Genomic DNA, 15,397 nt, shown 5'->3' on the forward strand with positions numbered 1-15,397 from the left:
GTCGTGGAGAAAAAAGTGTTTACACAAAATGAAAGCGATATGAATGAGGATCTCAATGCGCAATCGGCATTTATCGCCAAACAGGAATTTCACGAAGAGCAGGCAGTACCTGACACAGAGGATCAGAATGGGATTTTTGAAGGCGAATTGTTAGAACAACAATTTGAACAAAGTCTGCAACCGAAACCGCGTTGGTGGAAAAAAATATTAGGTGGGGTTAGTCTCTTATTTTTTGTCGCCTCTGTGGCTCAATCGGTGCAATGGCTGGTGGATGCCTGGCAACAAAATCAATGGATTTATTTTGCGTTTTCCTTGGTCGCTTGTGCCGTGATTTTACTCGGCGTATCGGCGATTGTCGGCGAATGGCGACGTTTGGCGAAATTACGTCATCGGGCAGAAATCCAAACGCAAAGTCAACAGTTGCTGAAAAGTGCGGTCAATTTTAAAGATGTTTTTTCATCTGCCGAACATCAACAGGCGGTCAGCTTATGCCAAGAAGTGACCAAATTAGTTCATATTGATGGGCAAAACCCTGATTTTATGCAATGGCAAAAACAAATTCATGAAGCCTATTCCGCCCGTGAGATTTTGCATTTATTTAGTCAAAACGTGCTACAGCCTGTAGATAAACAAGCCAAAAAATTGATTACCAAAGCCTCGACGGAATCGGCTGCGTTGGTGGCAATTAGTCCATTGGCGTTGGTGGATATTTTCTTCATTGCTTGGCGCAACATCCGTTTGATTAATCAAATTGCACAGATTTATGGCATTGAGTTGGGCTATTTTAGCCGCATTCGTTTGTTGCGCATGGTCTTGGTGAATATGGCGTTTGCCGGAGCGACGGAATTGATTCAGGATTTAGGCGTGAATTGGTTATCGCAAGATCTGACGGCGAAATTGTCAGCGCGTGCCGCACAAGGTATTGGCGTGGGCATATTGACTGCCCGTTTAGGTATTAAAGCCATGGAGTTTTGCCGCCCGCTTGCATTTCAATCAAATGAAAAGCCTCGTTTATCACAATTACATAAAGAATTGCTAAGCCATTTAAGCAACACGGTATTTGATCAAGTAAAATTTAAGCAAAAAGATAAAGTGTAAATAATATAGCAAACTGTAAATAAAAGTTGCCAAAGACGTTGGCGATTTTTCTTCATAAGGTTATTATTAGGCAGTTTTTCAACTTCCGAGACATATATGACAACGTTAAAAAACACCGATCCTTTTGCACAAATTGTCAGTAAAAATCCACGAATGCAAGATATGATTGAGAAAGCTAAAAAGTTTGCTTTGCTGAATGTTCCCTTATTAATTCAAGGCGAAACCGGTACGGGCAAAGATGTCATTGCAAAAGCGTGTCATGATTTTAGCGAACGTCGTGATCATGCGTTTTTGGCTGTCAATTGTGCCGGCATTCCGGGGGAAGATGCAGAAACGGAGATGTTTGGGCGTCGAAATAAAGACGGTGAATTTATCGGTTTTTTTGAATATGCCGATGGTGGTACCGTGCTGTTAGATGGGGTAGAGGAGTTGCCGTTGACCTTGCAGGCGAAGTTGTTGCGTTTTTTGAGTGACGGCACTTTTCGTCGAGTAGGGGAGGAAGAGGAACGTTATGCCAACGTGCGGGTGATTTGTACCTCCCAACAGCCGTTACAACATTATGTAGAGCAAGGCAAAATGCGCAGTGACTTGTTTCATCGGCTGAATGTATTGAGTTTAAATTTGCCTTTGCTACGTGAGCGTAAAGAAGATCTTGCGCTTTTAAGCTATCAACTCATTCAAGAAATCAGTGAAAAACTCGGCGTTTTTCCACCGCACTTTGATGAGAATGTCTTGCGATATTTACAAGAATATCCTTGGCCGGGCAATATTCGTGAGCTTTATAATGCGTTATATCGTGCCTGTTCTTTATGTCAAAACAATCAGTTGAGGATTGAGGATTTAGGGTTGGCACCACAAATACCCCATTCTCAAGACATTGACCAGTTTATAACGGAAGGCGACACTTTGGATGAGATGGTTGGGCGTTTTGAGGCGGCGGTGCTTAATAAATTTTATGCAAAATATCCAAGTTCCAGAAAACTGGCAACCCGTTTAGGTGTATCCCATACTGCTATTGCCAATAAATTACGTCAATATGGCATTGGAAAATCTTAGTTTTCGTCGGGCTGAATTGGGTTAAATGGCGTTAACTGCGTAAAACGTTTTACCAATTTCAGCCATTCTGTCTTTTCAAGGCGAATGCTTAATAAAAACTCGCCTTGTTCATTAATCTCTTCTTTTTCCACGCAGTTTAACTGATAAAAGGCATGGCGAAGTTTACCGTCTGATGGCGGTAGCCTGATCTGTAAATTAAGAATGTGTTCCGTTAAACGGAGATGAATGGCCTCCAGCAACAAATCAAGACCACTGCCGGAATTAGCGGAAATATAGACCGCACTTGGCAGGTGTTTTTCATCGTATTCAATATACGGCGTAACGTTTTCCAGTTGGTCGATTTTGTTATAAACCAACAATCGTGGCACCTCTTGTGCACCGATCTCTTCCAGTACCTGATTCACCGCCTCAATATTTTCCAATTTTCGGTTATCGGCACAATCAATCACATGAAGCAGTAGAGAGGCTTCGGTGGTTTCCTGCAAAGTCGATTTGAAGGCTGAAATTAAATCGTGAGGCAAATCGCGCAAAAAGCCCACAGTGTCAGCCAAGATAGTTGTGCCGACATCTTGTAAGGTTAGACGTCGTAAGGTGGGATCGAGCGTGGCAAATAACTGATCCGCCGCGTAAACATTGGCATCGGTAATTAAATTAAATAAGGTGGATTTCCCTGCGTTGGTGTAGCCGACTAAGGAAATTGTCGGAATATCGGCTTTTTGTCGAGTTTGACGATTTTGATTACGCTGCTTGGCGACTTTTTCCAAGCGGCTTTGTAATTGGTTAATTCGCACTTTAATTAAACGTCGATCGGTTTCTAATTGCGTTTCGCCAGGGCCACGCAATCCCACAGCACCTTTTTGTTGATCAAGCCCAGTCTTACGGCGTACCAATCGTGTGGAAAGATGTTTTAATTGAGCCAGTTCTACCTGCAATTTCCCTTCATGAGAGCGAGCGCGTTGAGCTAAAATATCGAGAATCAATCCGTTCCTATCGACAACACGACAATCACACAGCGTTTCTAAATTACGCGCTTGTGCGGGGGGGAGGCCGTGATTGGCCAAAATTAGAGCAGCGTTATATTGACGTACTGCATCGGCAATTTCCTCCGCTTTTCCACTGCCGACGAAATATTTGGCTTGTGGTGTACTACGGGTTGCCGTAATGACATTGAGAATATGTACGTTGGCAGATTTGGCGAGTAATTGAAATTCGGTTAAATCGTCCGTATTTTTACTTTGTTCAAAAAAACAATGCACAATAATGGCATTATTTATGGTGTGATCTGATGTTTGAGTTGAATTTTCAGGCATAGAAAATGCGGTGGAAACATTTCCGGAATCCACCGCACTTTGAGTTAAATTACCGAGTAAATTATCCAATATTTTCTGCTTAATTATTCTGTTTGAGCATCAGTATTGGTTTCTACAGAAGAAGGTGCTTCTTGTTGTTGACCTTGTTGGTGTTGCTGCTGTTGGTTTGCATTATGATGTGCTACGGAGCGCGCCGGTACAACAGTAGAAATTGCATGTTTATAAACCATTTGATTCACTGTGTTTTTTAATAGAATCACAAACTGATCAAATGATTCGATTTGCCCTTGTAATTTGATACCGTTTACTAAATAAATTGAAACGGGAATGCGTTCACGACGTAACGCATTTAAATAAGGATCTTGTAAAGATTGTCCTTTTGCCATTTTTTCTTTCCTTCTATTTTTTAAAAACAAATTTTACTAACTAAAACAATACAGCTAACTGTATGTGCCTCCGAGATTCAATATAACAACAATTATGCAGAAAGTCACTAGGCGTACTTTGTGTTTTTATTGTTTATCTGACAAAGAATTTACTGAAACTAAAACTTTTTCAAGTGCTTGCGTGGGATGTAAGCTGTCGAGCCATTGAATAGGTGATTTCCAACCTCGCAACCAAGTAATCTGACGTTTGGCTAATTGACGGGTGGCGCAAATTCCTCGGAAAATCATTTCTTTATGATCATAATCGCCGCGTAAATATTCCCACATTTGACGATAACCCACACTCCGAATGGAGGGTAAATTCTCTTTTAAATCAGAACGTTGGTACAGTTTTTCGACCTCTTGTTGAAAACCAAGTTCAATCATTTTATGAAAACGCTGCTCAATTCGAAGATGTAAGACCTCTCGCTGTTCCGGTGCAATAGCAAATTGCAAAATGTCATAAGGCAAGGCTTCGCCTTTTTGTGCCGTTAATTCTGTTAAGGTCTTACCTGTTAAATAAAATACTTCCAACGCGCGATTAATACGCTGAGAGTCATTGGGGTTAATGCGTTGTGCCGAAATGGGATCAATTTTCGCTAATTCCTGATGCAAACCGCTCCAACCGATTTGCATGGCTTTTGTTTCAATTTCCGACCGCACTTTTTCATCGGCAGAAGGCAATGGCGAAAGCCCTTCCAATAAGGCTTTGTAATATAACATGGTGCCACCTACCAACAATGGAATTTTACCTTGCGCGGTAATATCTTGCATTTCTCGAAGAGCATCATGACAGAAGTTCATGGCTGAATAACTTTCTGCCGGATCGCAAATATCAATTAAACGATGGGGCGCCAATGCCAATTCTTCCGCTGTTGGTTTCGCCGTGCCAATATCCATGCCACGATAAATTAACGCAGAATCTACGCTAATTACTTCTACGGGTAACTGTTGGCGCAGTTGGATGGCTAAATCCGTTTTACCGGAAGCTGTCGGGCCCATTAAAAAAATTGCAGGTGGTTTATGTTCGGAATGTTGCATCATAATCAATCGGCTAATTGGGTTAAATAAGGCTGCCAGTTAATTTCTAAGAATAAGTCGGAAAGCTGAATATGGCTTTGTTTGTTCAATAATTGTTCTATTTCGGTAAGCATTGTGACGGCATCCGCCAAAACCTGAATCGGTGGAAAATCTAATTGCGCTAAAAGTGCGGTCAAAAATTCCGATAGATTTTCAACCGGCTCATTGAGTAGGGCAATAATCAACTGTTGTAAGTTTTGTCGACGTAAGTGGGCAGAGACCTTTTGTAAGGTGATTTTGCGTTGTGCGTCCTCTGCCAAAAAATCAAAACCGACTTGCGTAAACCATGCTTTCTGCTGTTGCCAAGCTTGCCATTGCGTTTCCGACAAGCGAAATATCACCGGAATCAGCAAGGGTTGTGACGTTGCGGTTAAGGTTAAATTTAGCTCAAGTTTTAACCGTTGTAAGCGGGACAACGATAATAAATAAAAATGCCGCTCTTGCTGTAATAACAATGCATGATTGCCCACTAATGCAAGGGCATGTAAACAAGTGGACCGTGGTTTGCTATCTTCGCTGATCGTTATTTTCGATCGGCTCGGCGCGGTTGAATCCATCCACAAATACTTATGCGCATCTAACACGCTTGGCGTGATATTGTCGCTGTTAAAGTGCGGTGGATTTTGTCGGTGTTTTTGTGATGAATGATATGCGCCTTCAGAAGGCTGTTTTTCAACACAGTAACCCGTCGAATATGTGCTTGGTTGCGTAAACATATTCGGACCTGCCGCAGAACGATTCGGTTTGCTTGATACTTCCCACAATCCCATCGGTTCTTGAATTTTACGTTCTGTTTCGGTAGCGGAAAAATCTAATGATTCGGAGGTTAGCGCATGGCTAATGCCTTGAGTAATAAAATCATGCACCAAACGGGATTGATGAAAACGTACTTCATGTTTGGTGGGATGCACGTTCACATCGACATCATTTGGATTGAGATCGATAAACAACACAAAGGCAGGATATTGATCGTTACTTAAATATTCTGCATAGGCCTGACGGATAGCATGAGTAATAATTTTGTCACGCACCATACGACCGTTTACATAACAATAATTCAAATCATTTTGTGGGCGGTTAAAGTGTGGTAACGCGATCCAGCCGGATAAATGAAGATCATCGTGTTTCCAATCAATTTGTAGCGCATTTTGGATAAAATCATCACCACAAATAGCCGCAACGCGTTTTAATTTTTGCTCATTTGTTACCGCACTTTTATATTGCCGCAATACTTTGCCATTATGGGTGAGGGTAAAGCTGATATTAAATTTGGCTAAGGCAATGCGGCGAATGACTTCATCAATATGGGAAAATTCCGTTTTTTCAGAACGTAAAAATTTACGGCGGGCAGGCGTGTTAAAAAACAAATTGGCTACTTCAACCGTGGTGCCAATAGGATGAGAGGCCGGTTGAATGGTGGTTTCCATATCTCGCCCCTGAGCATAAACTTGCCAAGCCTCATGTTGTTCGGCAGTGCGGGAAGTGAGTGTTAAACGGGAAACAGAGCTGATACTGGCAAGAGCTTCGCCACGAAAGCCTAAACTTAAAATGGCTTCTAAATCGGCTAAATCGGCGATTTTACTGGTGGCATGGCGGGCAAGGGCAAGGGCCAACTCTTCTTTAGCAATGCCGATGCCATTGTCACGAATACGAATTAAACCAGCCCCCCCATTTTCGATATCAATTTGAATTTTATCGGCGCCGGCATCTAGGCTATTTTCCACCAGTTCTTTTACTACCGATGCAGGGCGTTCTACTACTTCTCCGGCAGCAATTTGGTTAGCTAATTGAGGTGATAAAACGCGAATAGTCATTATTTTTTACCCTGGTCTTCCGTCAACTTAATTTTTTGTCCGCTCAACACTTTGCCATTTTTTAATTGTGGATTCAATTTTAGCAGTTTATTCGGCGCAATCTTATATTCGCGAGCAATGGAATAAAGGGTTTCATTTTTCTTCACCGTGTGGAATTTTGGTACCGCTTCTTTGACTTCCGGTTTGGTTTTTCCTTGTGTTTTTGGCGATTTATCTACTGGCTTAGGCGTTTCGGTCTCTTTTCCTTTTTCTGTTTTATTAGAGGTTTCCGCTTTAGCTATTGCCGGAATTTTAAGATTTTCACCTATCAATAACTCTTTTCGTTTCAATTTATTTAACGTCAGAATGTCGTTTGCCGAAACTTTATATTTTTCCGCTAATTTGCCTAAGGTTTCACCACGTTTTACTTTATGGCGAACACCACTGTCTTTCACTTCAACTATGTTGTTTTCCTTAGTTTTAACAGATTTATCTTCAGTTGTCGGGATATTTTTTCCGTTGTCCGGAATTTTAATCGTTTCCCCAACCCATAATGCTTTTCGTTTTAATTTATTTAACGCAATAATATCAGCTGTACTAACATGATATTTTTCTGCTAATTTACCTAATCCTTCACCGGATTTCACCGTATGGCGAATACCACTGTCTTTCACTTCAAGTGCGGTGGATTTTTCCGATGTTTTTTCATTCTTGTCGACAATAGCGACTTTAGGTTCGTCTTTGACGTTTTTACGACGATATTCCGCTAAGCCGTTATAAATGGCTTTAGCAATCCGTTTGCGGTAAGCCGGTGTGCTCAGCTTTAGTTCTTCTTCTTGGTTAGACAAAAAACCGGTTTCCACTAAAATAGAAGGAATATCCGGGGAGCGTAAAACACCAAGGCTTGCATGGCGTGGTGTAGGGCGACTTAAAGACGCAATCTGTGAGAAATGTCGTAAGACAATATTGCCTAATTCATATCCTACCCGTTGGCTGTGACCAAATTGTAAATCTAAGACGGTTTGATCTAAATATTTTTCATTATGTGAAGCCAACACACTGCCGGCACCACCTAATAATTCCGAACGTTTTTCATGATCTTCCAACCATTGTCCCATTTCGTCATTGGCACGGCGATTGGACAACACCCATACAGAAGCACCGCGTAAATTCGGGGTTTCAGAGGAGTCGGCATGAATAGACACTAAATAATTCGCTTTGTATTTACGCGCAATTTCCGAACGTTGAGGGACGGAAATATAATAATCACCATTGCGGGTTAATACCGCACGAAAGTGTGGATCTTTATCCAATAAGGCTTTGAGTTCTTTGGCGATAGAAAGGGTGACATTTTTTTCATAAATTTTGAGATTACGCCCGATTGCTCCGGGGTCTTTACCGCCATGCCCGGGATCGATAGCAATCGTCCAAGTATTATCGGCAAAAGCGAGCACGGCAAAAAAAAGAAGTCCGTGCATAAGGATAAATCTCATTATATTTTGGGCTTTCATGTACGATAGAATTCTAATTGAGTTGTTGGATAATTTGACGACCCGTTTCGGATTCGGCAAGTAATTCAATGTTGCGGGCGTTTTCGGCGTAGGCAATGTTGACTAACAGATCGGCTGATGCCAACAGGCCGGCACCTTTTTCGGCCCATTCAATGAGGCAAATGGTATTCTCTGCAAAATAATCACGAATTCCCATAAATTCCAATTCTTCCGGATCCGCTAAGCGATATAAATCGAAGTGGTAAATTATTTTCCCTCCGATTTTGTATTCTTCCACTAAGGTATAAGTCGGACTTTTGACATTGCCAGAGTGTCCCAATCCTTGAATCATTCCGCGGCTTAATGTTGTCTTGCCCGCACCAAGATCTCCGTTTAAATAAAGCATCACACTTTTATTGTTCGACATTTGGCAGATGGCCTTGATGAGCTTCTCACCAAAGGCGCACATAGCGTTTTCATTAGGAATGTATTGCGTAAATCGTTCTGTCATCGCTGTATTCGCTTGCAAAAAATAGTGGCAAATTGTACCGCACTTTGGGGGATTTATGTAGTGGTTAGATGGGAATGCTTAAAGTGCGGTTAGAATTAGCTATGTTTTTAAGCTAATAAGGAGCCTTCAAGGCTCCTTATAGGTAGTGAGTTAATTCACTTTGGTGCGATTACTGATTAAAAAAGCCGTATTTATATTCGGTAATCATGTTGTTATCAGTAATAACTTCAGCATTTCGTCTTAATTTTGAAAAATCAATATTTTTATAGGATATAAACGGTCTATTAAGAATATTATTTACACCTTTATTCAATGCTTCAGAAGAGTCAAATACTCGATTTCCATCTTCCCATTTTAATTTCTCAAGTCCTTGCAGAACTTGTTCTTTGGTTATTTCCGGTATTGGTGATAATGATGCTAATGACATGTTTACATAACTATAAACATGTGGGAATACATCTTTTGATGTGTAATAAGCATCAAACGAACTGGTTGTATTGAAATAGATAAAACCATTAGGATTTAAATGAGATTTTGTTAATTCTAAAAACTCTTTACTTAATAAATTGGTTGCATAATTACGCCAATGGAAAGTCGTGTTCATTAGGATAAAATCAAACTTTCTATCCGGGTTTTTATTTAACCAGCGACGACCATCATCGGTAATAAGATTGACTCTTTTGTCTTGTAAAAACTTATGCATTTCAGGGTACATACCCGCTAGTTGTGGATATCCTGGGTTGAGTTCTATAACGGTCATTGATTCTAGTTCAGGCATTGACGTGAGAACTTTGGTCCATGAGGCGGTACTCAAACCAACAACCAAGATATTTTTGGCATGAGGAGCAATTATAGGTAATAAATAGGCTCTTTCAATACCGTTATGGCTATGATTGAGATTAGTATTTAACATTCCATCATAAACATTACTTCCAAAAACAAGTTCATCATTATTACTATTTAAATAGACTTGGATAAAGCCATGTTTATTTTCAATGAGTTTTTCTAACTTAAGATCTTGCCCATTTTCATCTTTCTTTTGAGCCAGTGCATGGATGACTTTTTCCGGTAATATGAATGTTGTCATCATAACTAGTACTGCAAAAATAGAGACTGCAGATTTCAACCATTTTGTTGGTACACAAAATGTTGCTGTTATTAACGTAATTAAAATAATAATGAGATAAGTTTGTTGTGTGGTAAAAGTATCTAAAAGATAAAAACCAATTAAGATTGGGGAAATTGTACAACCTAGTACATTAGCAAAGTAGACATTCGAAATTGCTGCACCTGTTTTCTTTTGTTCAGCGCCAAGGTGATGAACAATAGGGAATACAATTCCGCGCACTAACGCACAGAAGAATATGGAAACAATAAAAATTCCAAGCATTCCTTCAAGTGGAAAGTACATGATCATAGTAATAGCCAAACAGTCAAAAAATGCAGAAAGAATAAAGGCATATCCAATATAGGAAATATTCCCTTTACCCGATTGGCAGAGATTTTTTCCAATCAACGACCCACAAGCTATCCCTAATAAAAATAAAGCAAGTGTTAAGGAAAATATTTGTGGTAATATAATTCCATAAAAACTAAAAAGTCTAATCCAGATAACTTCAAGACCTAAACTTAAAAAACCGCTCAGGAATGACAAGAGCATTGCTTTTCTAGTGATTGTCATAATTCATTCCTCTTTTTCTATATTTTAAGAAAATAATTGTAGCAACAAGACAATTAATAATTGCTGCCAGATAAATGACTTGTATGATGGTTAAGTAATTAAATAGGAAAAAACCGGTAGTTATACAAGCAAAAGCAGCGCCTAACGTATTTGTAAAATATAACCAACCAATATTATTACCAATATTATCAAAATGTTGATTTAAATATTGAGTCAATAATGGAAGCGTACTTCCCATAAGGAAAGTAGGGAAGAGTAATAATACGAAATTAGAAAAAGCGATAGTAATGATGCTTGAGTGCAAGAATAGATTTTTTGTTAACTCAATAAGTGTTGGGCTTGCAAAGCCAAAAATACCAATGCCTATCTCTGTTAAAGCAAATAGTAGAATAATATGCTTCGGAAATTTATCAGCAATTCGACCTCCGAAATAAGCTCCGATTCCAAGTCCTGCCATAAACACGGCAATAATAATAGTGATTGACTCTAAATCAACACCAAAGGCGGTAAATAGCATCCTTTGCCATGCAATTTGATAGATTAATGCGGCAAATCCTGACATAAAAAAGACAGTTTTTACCGTTTTAGTACCATATTTATTCATAGTATCATCCTAAGTTAGTTATAAATTAAAGGTTGGGAATATCATCATTTTTTAATGTATTGTAAGGTATATTTTCTTTAAAATTAAATACCTTAATATTTTCATCATTTTTATTTGAGAAGAAATTATATTCTTGATCTAACTCTTTAGTTTCTATTCCTAACCACTGAGAGAAACCATAAATAAAGTTAAATGCACTTCGTTTAACATTGACTACTTCTCTAGACGTATCGTCACTAGAGATTTTTACAAAAGGAACTTCAAAGTTTTGTTTATGTTCTTCACCAAAATCTAAATCAACTTCTTTTTTGTTTTCTTTATTTACATGGGATAAGCCATGATCTGAGAAGTAAATTAATGAATAAGGCTCATTTTGTTCTTTAAGTACATTAACAATTTCTTCAATTAACTTATCCGTTTTTAAAATGGTATTAACATAACAAGATAGACTTTCATTAATAAATTCAAGTTTCTTTTCTTTGTCTGTAATACGTTGACAAAAATTACGATGTGAGCCCATTAGATGAATAACAAATAATCTTGTGTCATTTTCATATGCTTTTTCTTTAAATTTTATCTTTAGTTCCTCTAATAATTTAAAATCATCAGCATTATTTGTAATAAATCCACCTTTCTTTGTAAAATAATGAAAATCTGCTCCTATGCCTAATCGACTTGCCAAGGTGTCATATTTCCCAATAGTACCTTGATTTGATAACCAGAAAGTCTTAATGCCGGCTGCTTTAGCTAAACTAATAATATTATAAGAATAATCTTTCTTGCCTTTATCTTTGGGTTTGAAATGCAATGTATTTAACAATGAATGATAGGTCGCCGGTGCAGCAGAAACATATCCTGCATTAATGTATCCATTTGTTTTATCTAAAAATGGTGTAGTGGGTAACTTAAATCCATAACTTGACATATAATCTTTTCTCGCACTTTCACCGATAATCAAAATATAGTTTTTATATTTAGGTTGCGTTGAAATGATATGCCAAGGAGGAAGTATATCTTTTGCTGCTTCTAAATCTTTTTTATCATTATAATAATCAGTAATACTATCAATAATATTGGCATAAAATGAGATTAGATTTACCGGACTGTTTGCTAATGTCCAGTGTGAATCTATTTGCTCTTTAGAACTATTTTCAAAATGGAACTTTGTGGGTATCCAGATAATGCTAAATATTGTAACAATTATTAAAGTGATATTTAGGATTTTTTTATATTTAATATCTTTTTCTGTTATCTCCCCTTGTGGGGTTGCTTGCTCTCTTAATCTATATAAGATATAAGCTGATAGTGAAAATAAAAAAGGTAATATAAACTGGTCAATTTTGAGTTTTCCTAAAAACTCAAAAGATTCTGCAGGATTAGTTTCAAAAAAAGCTGCGACAACACCTGAATTTAAATTTCCGTAGGAGGAATATATGGGTTGATAAAGAGATAGTGTGATAACAACGAAAGTAATAAATAACCAAAATATTTTTTGGTTAAAGCTAAATATTAAATAATAAATAATATATATTACAAATATACCATAATATGCGCTGTTCTCAGGAGATATGATTAGTGTAATAAAAGAGAAAAATAATAGCCAAATCCAAAATATCCGGCTATTAAGATAACTTAAAAATTTTTTAAACATAATTGGTTCGAGAATCAAATGAGATAGAAGAAATGAAAGCACAAATTTTATACTCAACGATCTAGCATCTCAATAGGTTAGGAGTATATCTGTGTAAAGATAAATTAAAGAATTGTCAGTTTTTACTTATAAAAAACATGCCTAATTTTCACCGCACTTTATAAGTATTATAGATAAAAAATCCCTCGTTATTTAACGAGGGATTATGAATTTGGAGCGGGAAACGAGGCTCGAACTCGCGACCCCAACCTTGGCAAGGTTGTGCTCTACCAACTGAGCTATTCCCGCATGGCTTGATGTTGAGAATGGAGCGGGAAACGAGGCTCGAACTCGCGACCCCGACCTTGGCAAGGTCGTGCTCTACCAACTGAGCTATTCCCGCATTCACATCAAATGAACGAGACGGAATTATACGAATATTTTTAGGCAGTGCAAGCATAAAATCGAGAAAATCAAATGCCTGCTTATATATTCAACGATCTTAATCGTATTTGATGTCTCTTAAATGTTCAAAAAATGTTCTCTGTAATAAGCTAACTCTTTAATGGATTCTCGAATATCATCTAGCGCCAGATGGGTATTTTGTTTGGTAAAACCGTTTAAAATTTCCGGTTTCCAGCGGGCTGCCAATTCTTTAAGCGTGCTGACATCAAGGTGACGATAGTGGAAATAATCAGCCAATTCAGGCATATATTTAAACAGGAAACGCTTGTCTTGTGCCACGCTATTGCCGCAAATAGGGGAAGTACCTTTAGGAACATATTTTTTGAGGAAATCGAGGGTTTGCAATTCGGCAGCTCGTTCATTTAATTTGCTCGCTTTTACGCGCTCGACTAAACCGTTTGCCGTGTGAGTTTTTACGCACCATTCGCTCATTTTATTGAGTAATTCATCAGGTTGGTGTACGGCTAGTACAGGCCCTTCAGCTAAGATATTTAAATTTTTATCGGTAACGATAGTAGCGATCTCAATGATTCGTTCTTTTTCCGGATCCAACCCCGTCATTTCAAGGTCAATCCAGATCAGATTTTGTTTATCTAATTCCATTATATAAGGTATCCTATGGCAAATTTTTTCTTATTCTAGCGAAAAACGCTATAAAAAACGACCGCACTTTTATGAGTAAACCCAAATTAACCCAAAATCAAAAACGTCGAATTCAATCTAATAATAACAAGGTGTTACATCGCCATCAAAAGAAGGAGATTGAGTGGCGGGATGATATGTTAGGCGAATCACAAGAAGGGGTAGTCGTGACGCGCTATGCCCGCCATGCGGATGTGGAAAATGCGCAGGGGGAGATTTTTCGGTGTAACTTGCGTCGCACATTATCCGGCGTTGTGGTGGGGGATCATGTCATCTGGCGTCAAGGCAATGAGCAACTGCAAGGCGTAAGCGGAGTCATTGAAGGGATTCATCCGCGCAAAAACGAGATTTCCCGCCCTGATTATTATGATGGTATTAAAGTTATCGCAGCCAATATTGACCGTATTATTATCATTTCTTCCGTATTGCCCAGCCTGTCTTTAAATATTATCGATCGCTATTTAGTGGTGTGTGAAGAAGCAAATATTGAACCCATTATTGTGTTAAATAAGGTAGATATGTTGACGGAAGCCCAGTGGCTTGAGGCGGATGAGCTGTTAGCGATTTATCGAAAAATTGGTTACCAAACCTTAATGTTGTCTGCGCAGAGCGGAAAAAATCTGGAAAAATTGACCGCACTTTTATCCCATGGTGTCTCTATTTTTGTAGGGCAGTCAGGAGTTGGAAAATCCAGTTTAATTAATGCCGTTTTGCCACATGTGGATGCGCAAGTGGGGGAGGTGAGTGCGACTTCCGGTTTAGGGCAGCACACCACCACTTCCTCCTGTTTATATCATTTGCCACAAGGAGGAAGTTTAATTGACTCGCCGGGGATTCGCGAGTTTGGCTTATGGCATTTGGAAGAGGAACAAATTACCAAAGGCTATCGAGAGTTTCAAACGGTGCTTGGTACCTGTAAATTCCGTGATTGTAAGCATTTGAGTGATCCCGGTTGCGCATTACGTCAAGCGGTTGAGGAAGGCAAAATTAGCACAGTACGTTATGAAAATTATCATCGTTTATTAGCAAGTCGTAAGGAGATGAAATCACAGCGTCATTTTTCTTCTGAATAGAGAGGATTTCTGATTTTTTAGGGCTGTTTTGTTAAAAAGAGGTTAATGAAATCGAGTTTTCCATTCTTTTTTTGTGATCTGATTCAAATTTTTGGCTAAATTGCCTTGCTTAACCACGCTATTATCAGGATACTGCACCTTATTTATTTTAGTGTTTTAAATAAATATTTAACCAAAATACTAAGAGAAATAATTGAATTCGATTAACCTTTTTAGAGGAAAGTAACATGTATTCAAAAGATGTTGAAATCACAGCACCTAATGGCTTGCACACTCGTCCGGCTGCGCAATTTGTCAAAGAAGCTAAGGCATTTGCCTCAGATATTACCGTGTCTTCTGCGGGTAAAAGTGCCAGTGCAAAAAGTTTGTTTAAGTTGCAAACGCTTGCGTTAACTCAAGGCACAGTAATTACTATCTCAGCAGAAGGTGAGGATGCGGAAAAAGCCGTTGAACATCTTGTGGCGTTAATTCCAACCTTAGAATAATGACATAGCCATAATTTGCACGCGCATTGCTTTGGTTTAAAGCAATTGAGGTGA

14 protein-coding genes and 2 tRNA genes are annotated in these 15,397 nt (G+C 38.7%); 4 read left to right on the forward strand and 12 right to left on the reverse strand.

Translation table 11 applies throughout. The features are described 5' to 3' along the window. Positions 1-3: 3 nt before the first annotated feature. Together EL144_RS07025 and EL144_RS07030 are read left to right on the forward strand one after the other, a co-directional pair. Entirely contained in the window at positions 4-1,098 is a 1,095-nt protein-coding gene (locus EL144_RS07025) for a TIGR01620 family protein (protein ID WP_005702978.1), read from the forward strand. 96 nt (positions 1,099-1,194) lie between these two features. Further along, positions 1,195-2,154: a sigma 54-interacting transcriptional regulator gene (locus EL144_RS07030; protein ID WP_005702979.1), complete on the forward strand. Its 960-nt coding sequence runs from the start codon at positions 1,195-1,197 to the stop codon at positions 2,152-2,154. Here the strand turns inward: EL144_RS07030 and hflX are convergent. From hflX to orn, 12 genes are all read right to left on the reverse strand, one after another. Further along, complete coding sequence (gene hflX, locus EL144_RS07035; protein ID WP_050332697.1) at positions 2,151-3,464, reverse strand: ribosome rescue GTPase HflX; 1,314 nt, start codon at positions 3,462-3,464, stop codon at positions 2,151-2,153. The genes EL144_RS07030 and hflX overlap by 4 nt on opposite strands. Before the next feature lie 83 nt (positions 3,465-3,547). After that, a complete protein-coding gene (hfq, locus tag EL144_RS07040) occupies positions 3,548-3,850 on the reverse strand; it encodes an RNA chaperone Hfq (RefSeq protein ID WP_005702982.1) in 303 nt (100 codons plus the stop codon). 126 nt (positions 3,851-3,976) lie between these two features. After that, on the reverse strand, positions 3,977-4,930 hold the full coding sequence (miaA, locus tag EL144_RS07045) for a tRNA (adenosine(37)-N6)-dimethylallyltransferase MiaA (protein WP_032994865.1): 954 nt from the start codon (positions 4,928-4,930) through the stop codon (positions 3,977-3,979). Between the two features lie 5 nt (positions 4,931-4,935). Further along, positions 4,936-6,783, reverse strand: a complete 1,848-nt coding sequence (mutL, locus tag EL144_RS07050; protein WP_005702984.1) for a DNA mismatch repair endonuclease MutL — start codon at positions 6,781-6,783, stop codon at positions 4,936-4,938. Then, positions 6,783-8,273 (reverse strand): N-acetylmuramoyl-L-alanine amidase, encoded by a 1,491-nt coding sequence (locus tag EL144_RS07055; RefSeq protein ID WP_044055221.1) that lies wholly within the window; start codon positions 8,271-8,273, stop codon positions 6,783-6,785. Before EL144_RS07055 ends, mutL begins: the two co-directional genes overlap by 1 nt. Positions 8,274-8,286: 13 nt before the next feature. Beyond that, a complete protein-coding gene (gene tsaE, locus EL144_RS07060) occupies positions 8,287-8,763 on the reverse strand; it encodes a tRNA (adenosine(37)-N6)-threonylcarbamoyltransferase complex ATPase subunit type 1 TsaE (RefSeq protein ID WP_032994774.1) in 477 nt (158 codons plus the stop codon). Between the two features lie 169 nt (positions 8,764-8,932). After that, complete coding sequence (locus EL144_RS07065; RefSeq protein WP_005702989.1) at positions 8,933-10,444, reverse strand: fused MFS/spermidine synthase; 1,512 nt, start codon at positions 10,442-10,444, stop codon at positions 8,933-8,935. After that, complete coding sequence (locus tag EL144_RS07070) at positions 10,431-11,048, reverse strand: fused MFS/spermidine synthase (protein WP_005702990.1); 618 nt, start codon at positions 11,046-11,048, stop codon at positions 10,431-10,433. Before EL144_RS07070 ends, EL144_RS07065 begins: the two co-directional genes overlap by 14 nt. 25 nt (positions 11,049-11,073) lie before the next feature. Further along, positions 11,074-12,699 carry a sulfatase-like hydrolase/transferase gene (locus EL144_RS07075; protein WP_005702991.1) on the reverse strand — a complete coding sequence of 542 codons (1,626 nt, stop codon included), beginning with the start codon at positions 12,697-12,699 and terminating at the stop codon, positions 11,074-11,076. 212 nt (positions 12,700-12,911) lie between these two features. After that, positions 12,912-12,987 (reverse strand) — tRNA-Gly (locus tag EL144_RS07080). An 18-nt stretch (positions 12,988-13,005) separates the two neighbouring features. Further along, a tRNA-Gly gene (locus EL144_RS07085) sits at positions 13,006-13,081 on the reverse strand. A gap of 119 nt (positions 13,082-13,200) precedes the next feature. Continuing rightward, complete coding sequence (gene orn / locus EL144_RS07090) at positions 13,201-13,746, reverse strand: oligoribonuclease (RefSeq protein WP_005702992.1); 546 nt, start codon at positions 13,744-13,746, stop codon at positions 13,201-13,203. Between the two features lie 71 nt (positions 13,747-13,817). Here orn and rsgA point away from each other — a divergent pair, with 71 nt between their 5' ends. Beyond that, on the forward strand, positions 13,818-14,858 hold the full coding sequence (rsgA, locus tag EL144_RS07095) for a small ribosomal subunit biogenesis GTPase RsgA (protein WP_005702993.1): 1,041 nt from the start codon (positions 13,818-13,820) through the stop codon (positions 14,856-14,858). A 227-nt stretch (positions 14,859-15,085) separates the two neighbouring features. Beyond that, the gene (gene ptsH / locus EL144_RS07100) at positions 15,086-15,343 is read left to right on the forward strand and encodes a phosphocarrier protein Hpr (RefSeq protein ID WP_005700304.1); all 258 of its coding nucleotides are present in this window, start codon (positions 15,086-15,088) and stop codon (positions 15,341-15,343) included. Positions 15,344-15,397: the final 54 nt, after the last annotated feature.

Origin of the sequence: Aggregatibacter aphrophilus ATCC 33389, from assembly GCF_900636915.1 — a bacterium.
GTDB classification, from domain to species: Bacteria; Pseudomonadota; Gammaproteobacteria; order Enterobacterales; family Pasteurellaceae; genus Aggregatibacter; species Aggregatibacter aphrophilus.

Coding starts and splice junctions, on each gene's coding strand:
- ptsH (WP_005700304.1), top strand. CDS start 15,086: ATGTATTCAAAAGATGTTGAAATCACAGCACCTAATGGCTTGCACACT.
- hflX (WP_050332697.1), bottom strand. CDS start 3,464: ATGCCTGAAAATTCAACTCAAACATCAGATCACACCATAAATAATGCC.
- EL144_RS07075 (WP_005702991.1), bottom strand. CDS start 12,699: ATGTTTAAAAAATTTTTAAGTTATCTTAATAGCCGGATATTTTGGATT.
- tsaE (WP_032994774.1), bottom strand. CDS start 8,763: ATGACAGAACGATTTACGCAATACATTCCTAATGAAAACGCTATGTGC.
- miaA (WP_032994865.1), bottom strand. CDS start 4,930: ATGCAACATTCCGAACATAAACCACCTGCAATTTTTTTAATGGGCCCG.
- mutL (WP_005702984.1), bottom strand. CDS start 6,783: ATGACTATTCGCGTTTTATCACCTCAATTAGCTAACCAAATTGCTGCC.
- rsgA (WP_005702993.1), top strand. CDS start 13,818: ATGAGTAAACCCAAATTAACCCAAAATCAAAAACGTCGAATTCAATCT.
- EL144_RS07065 (WP_005702989.1), bottom strand. CDS start 10,444: ATGACAATCACTAGAAAAGCAATGCTCTTGTCATTCCTGAGCGGTTTT.
- EL144_RS07070 (WP_005702990.1), bottom strand. CDS start 11,048: ATGAATAAATATGGTACTAAAACGGTAAAAACTGTCTTTTTTATGTCA.
- orn (WP_005702992.1), bottom strand. CDS start 13,746: ATGGAATTAGATAAACAAAATCTGATCTGGATTGACCTTGAAATGACG.
- hfq (WP_005702982.1), bottom strand. CDS start 3,850: ATGGCAAAAGGACAATCTTTACAAGATCCTTATTTAAATGCGTTACGT.
- EL144_RS07030 (WP_005702979.1), top strand. CDS start 1,195: ATGACAACGTTAAAAAACACCGATCCTTTTGCACAAATTGTCAGTAAA.
- EL144_RS07055 (WP_044055221.1), bottom strand. CDS start 8,273: ATGAAAGCCCAAAATATAATGAGATTTATCCTTATGCACGGACTTCTT.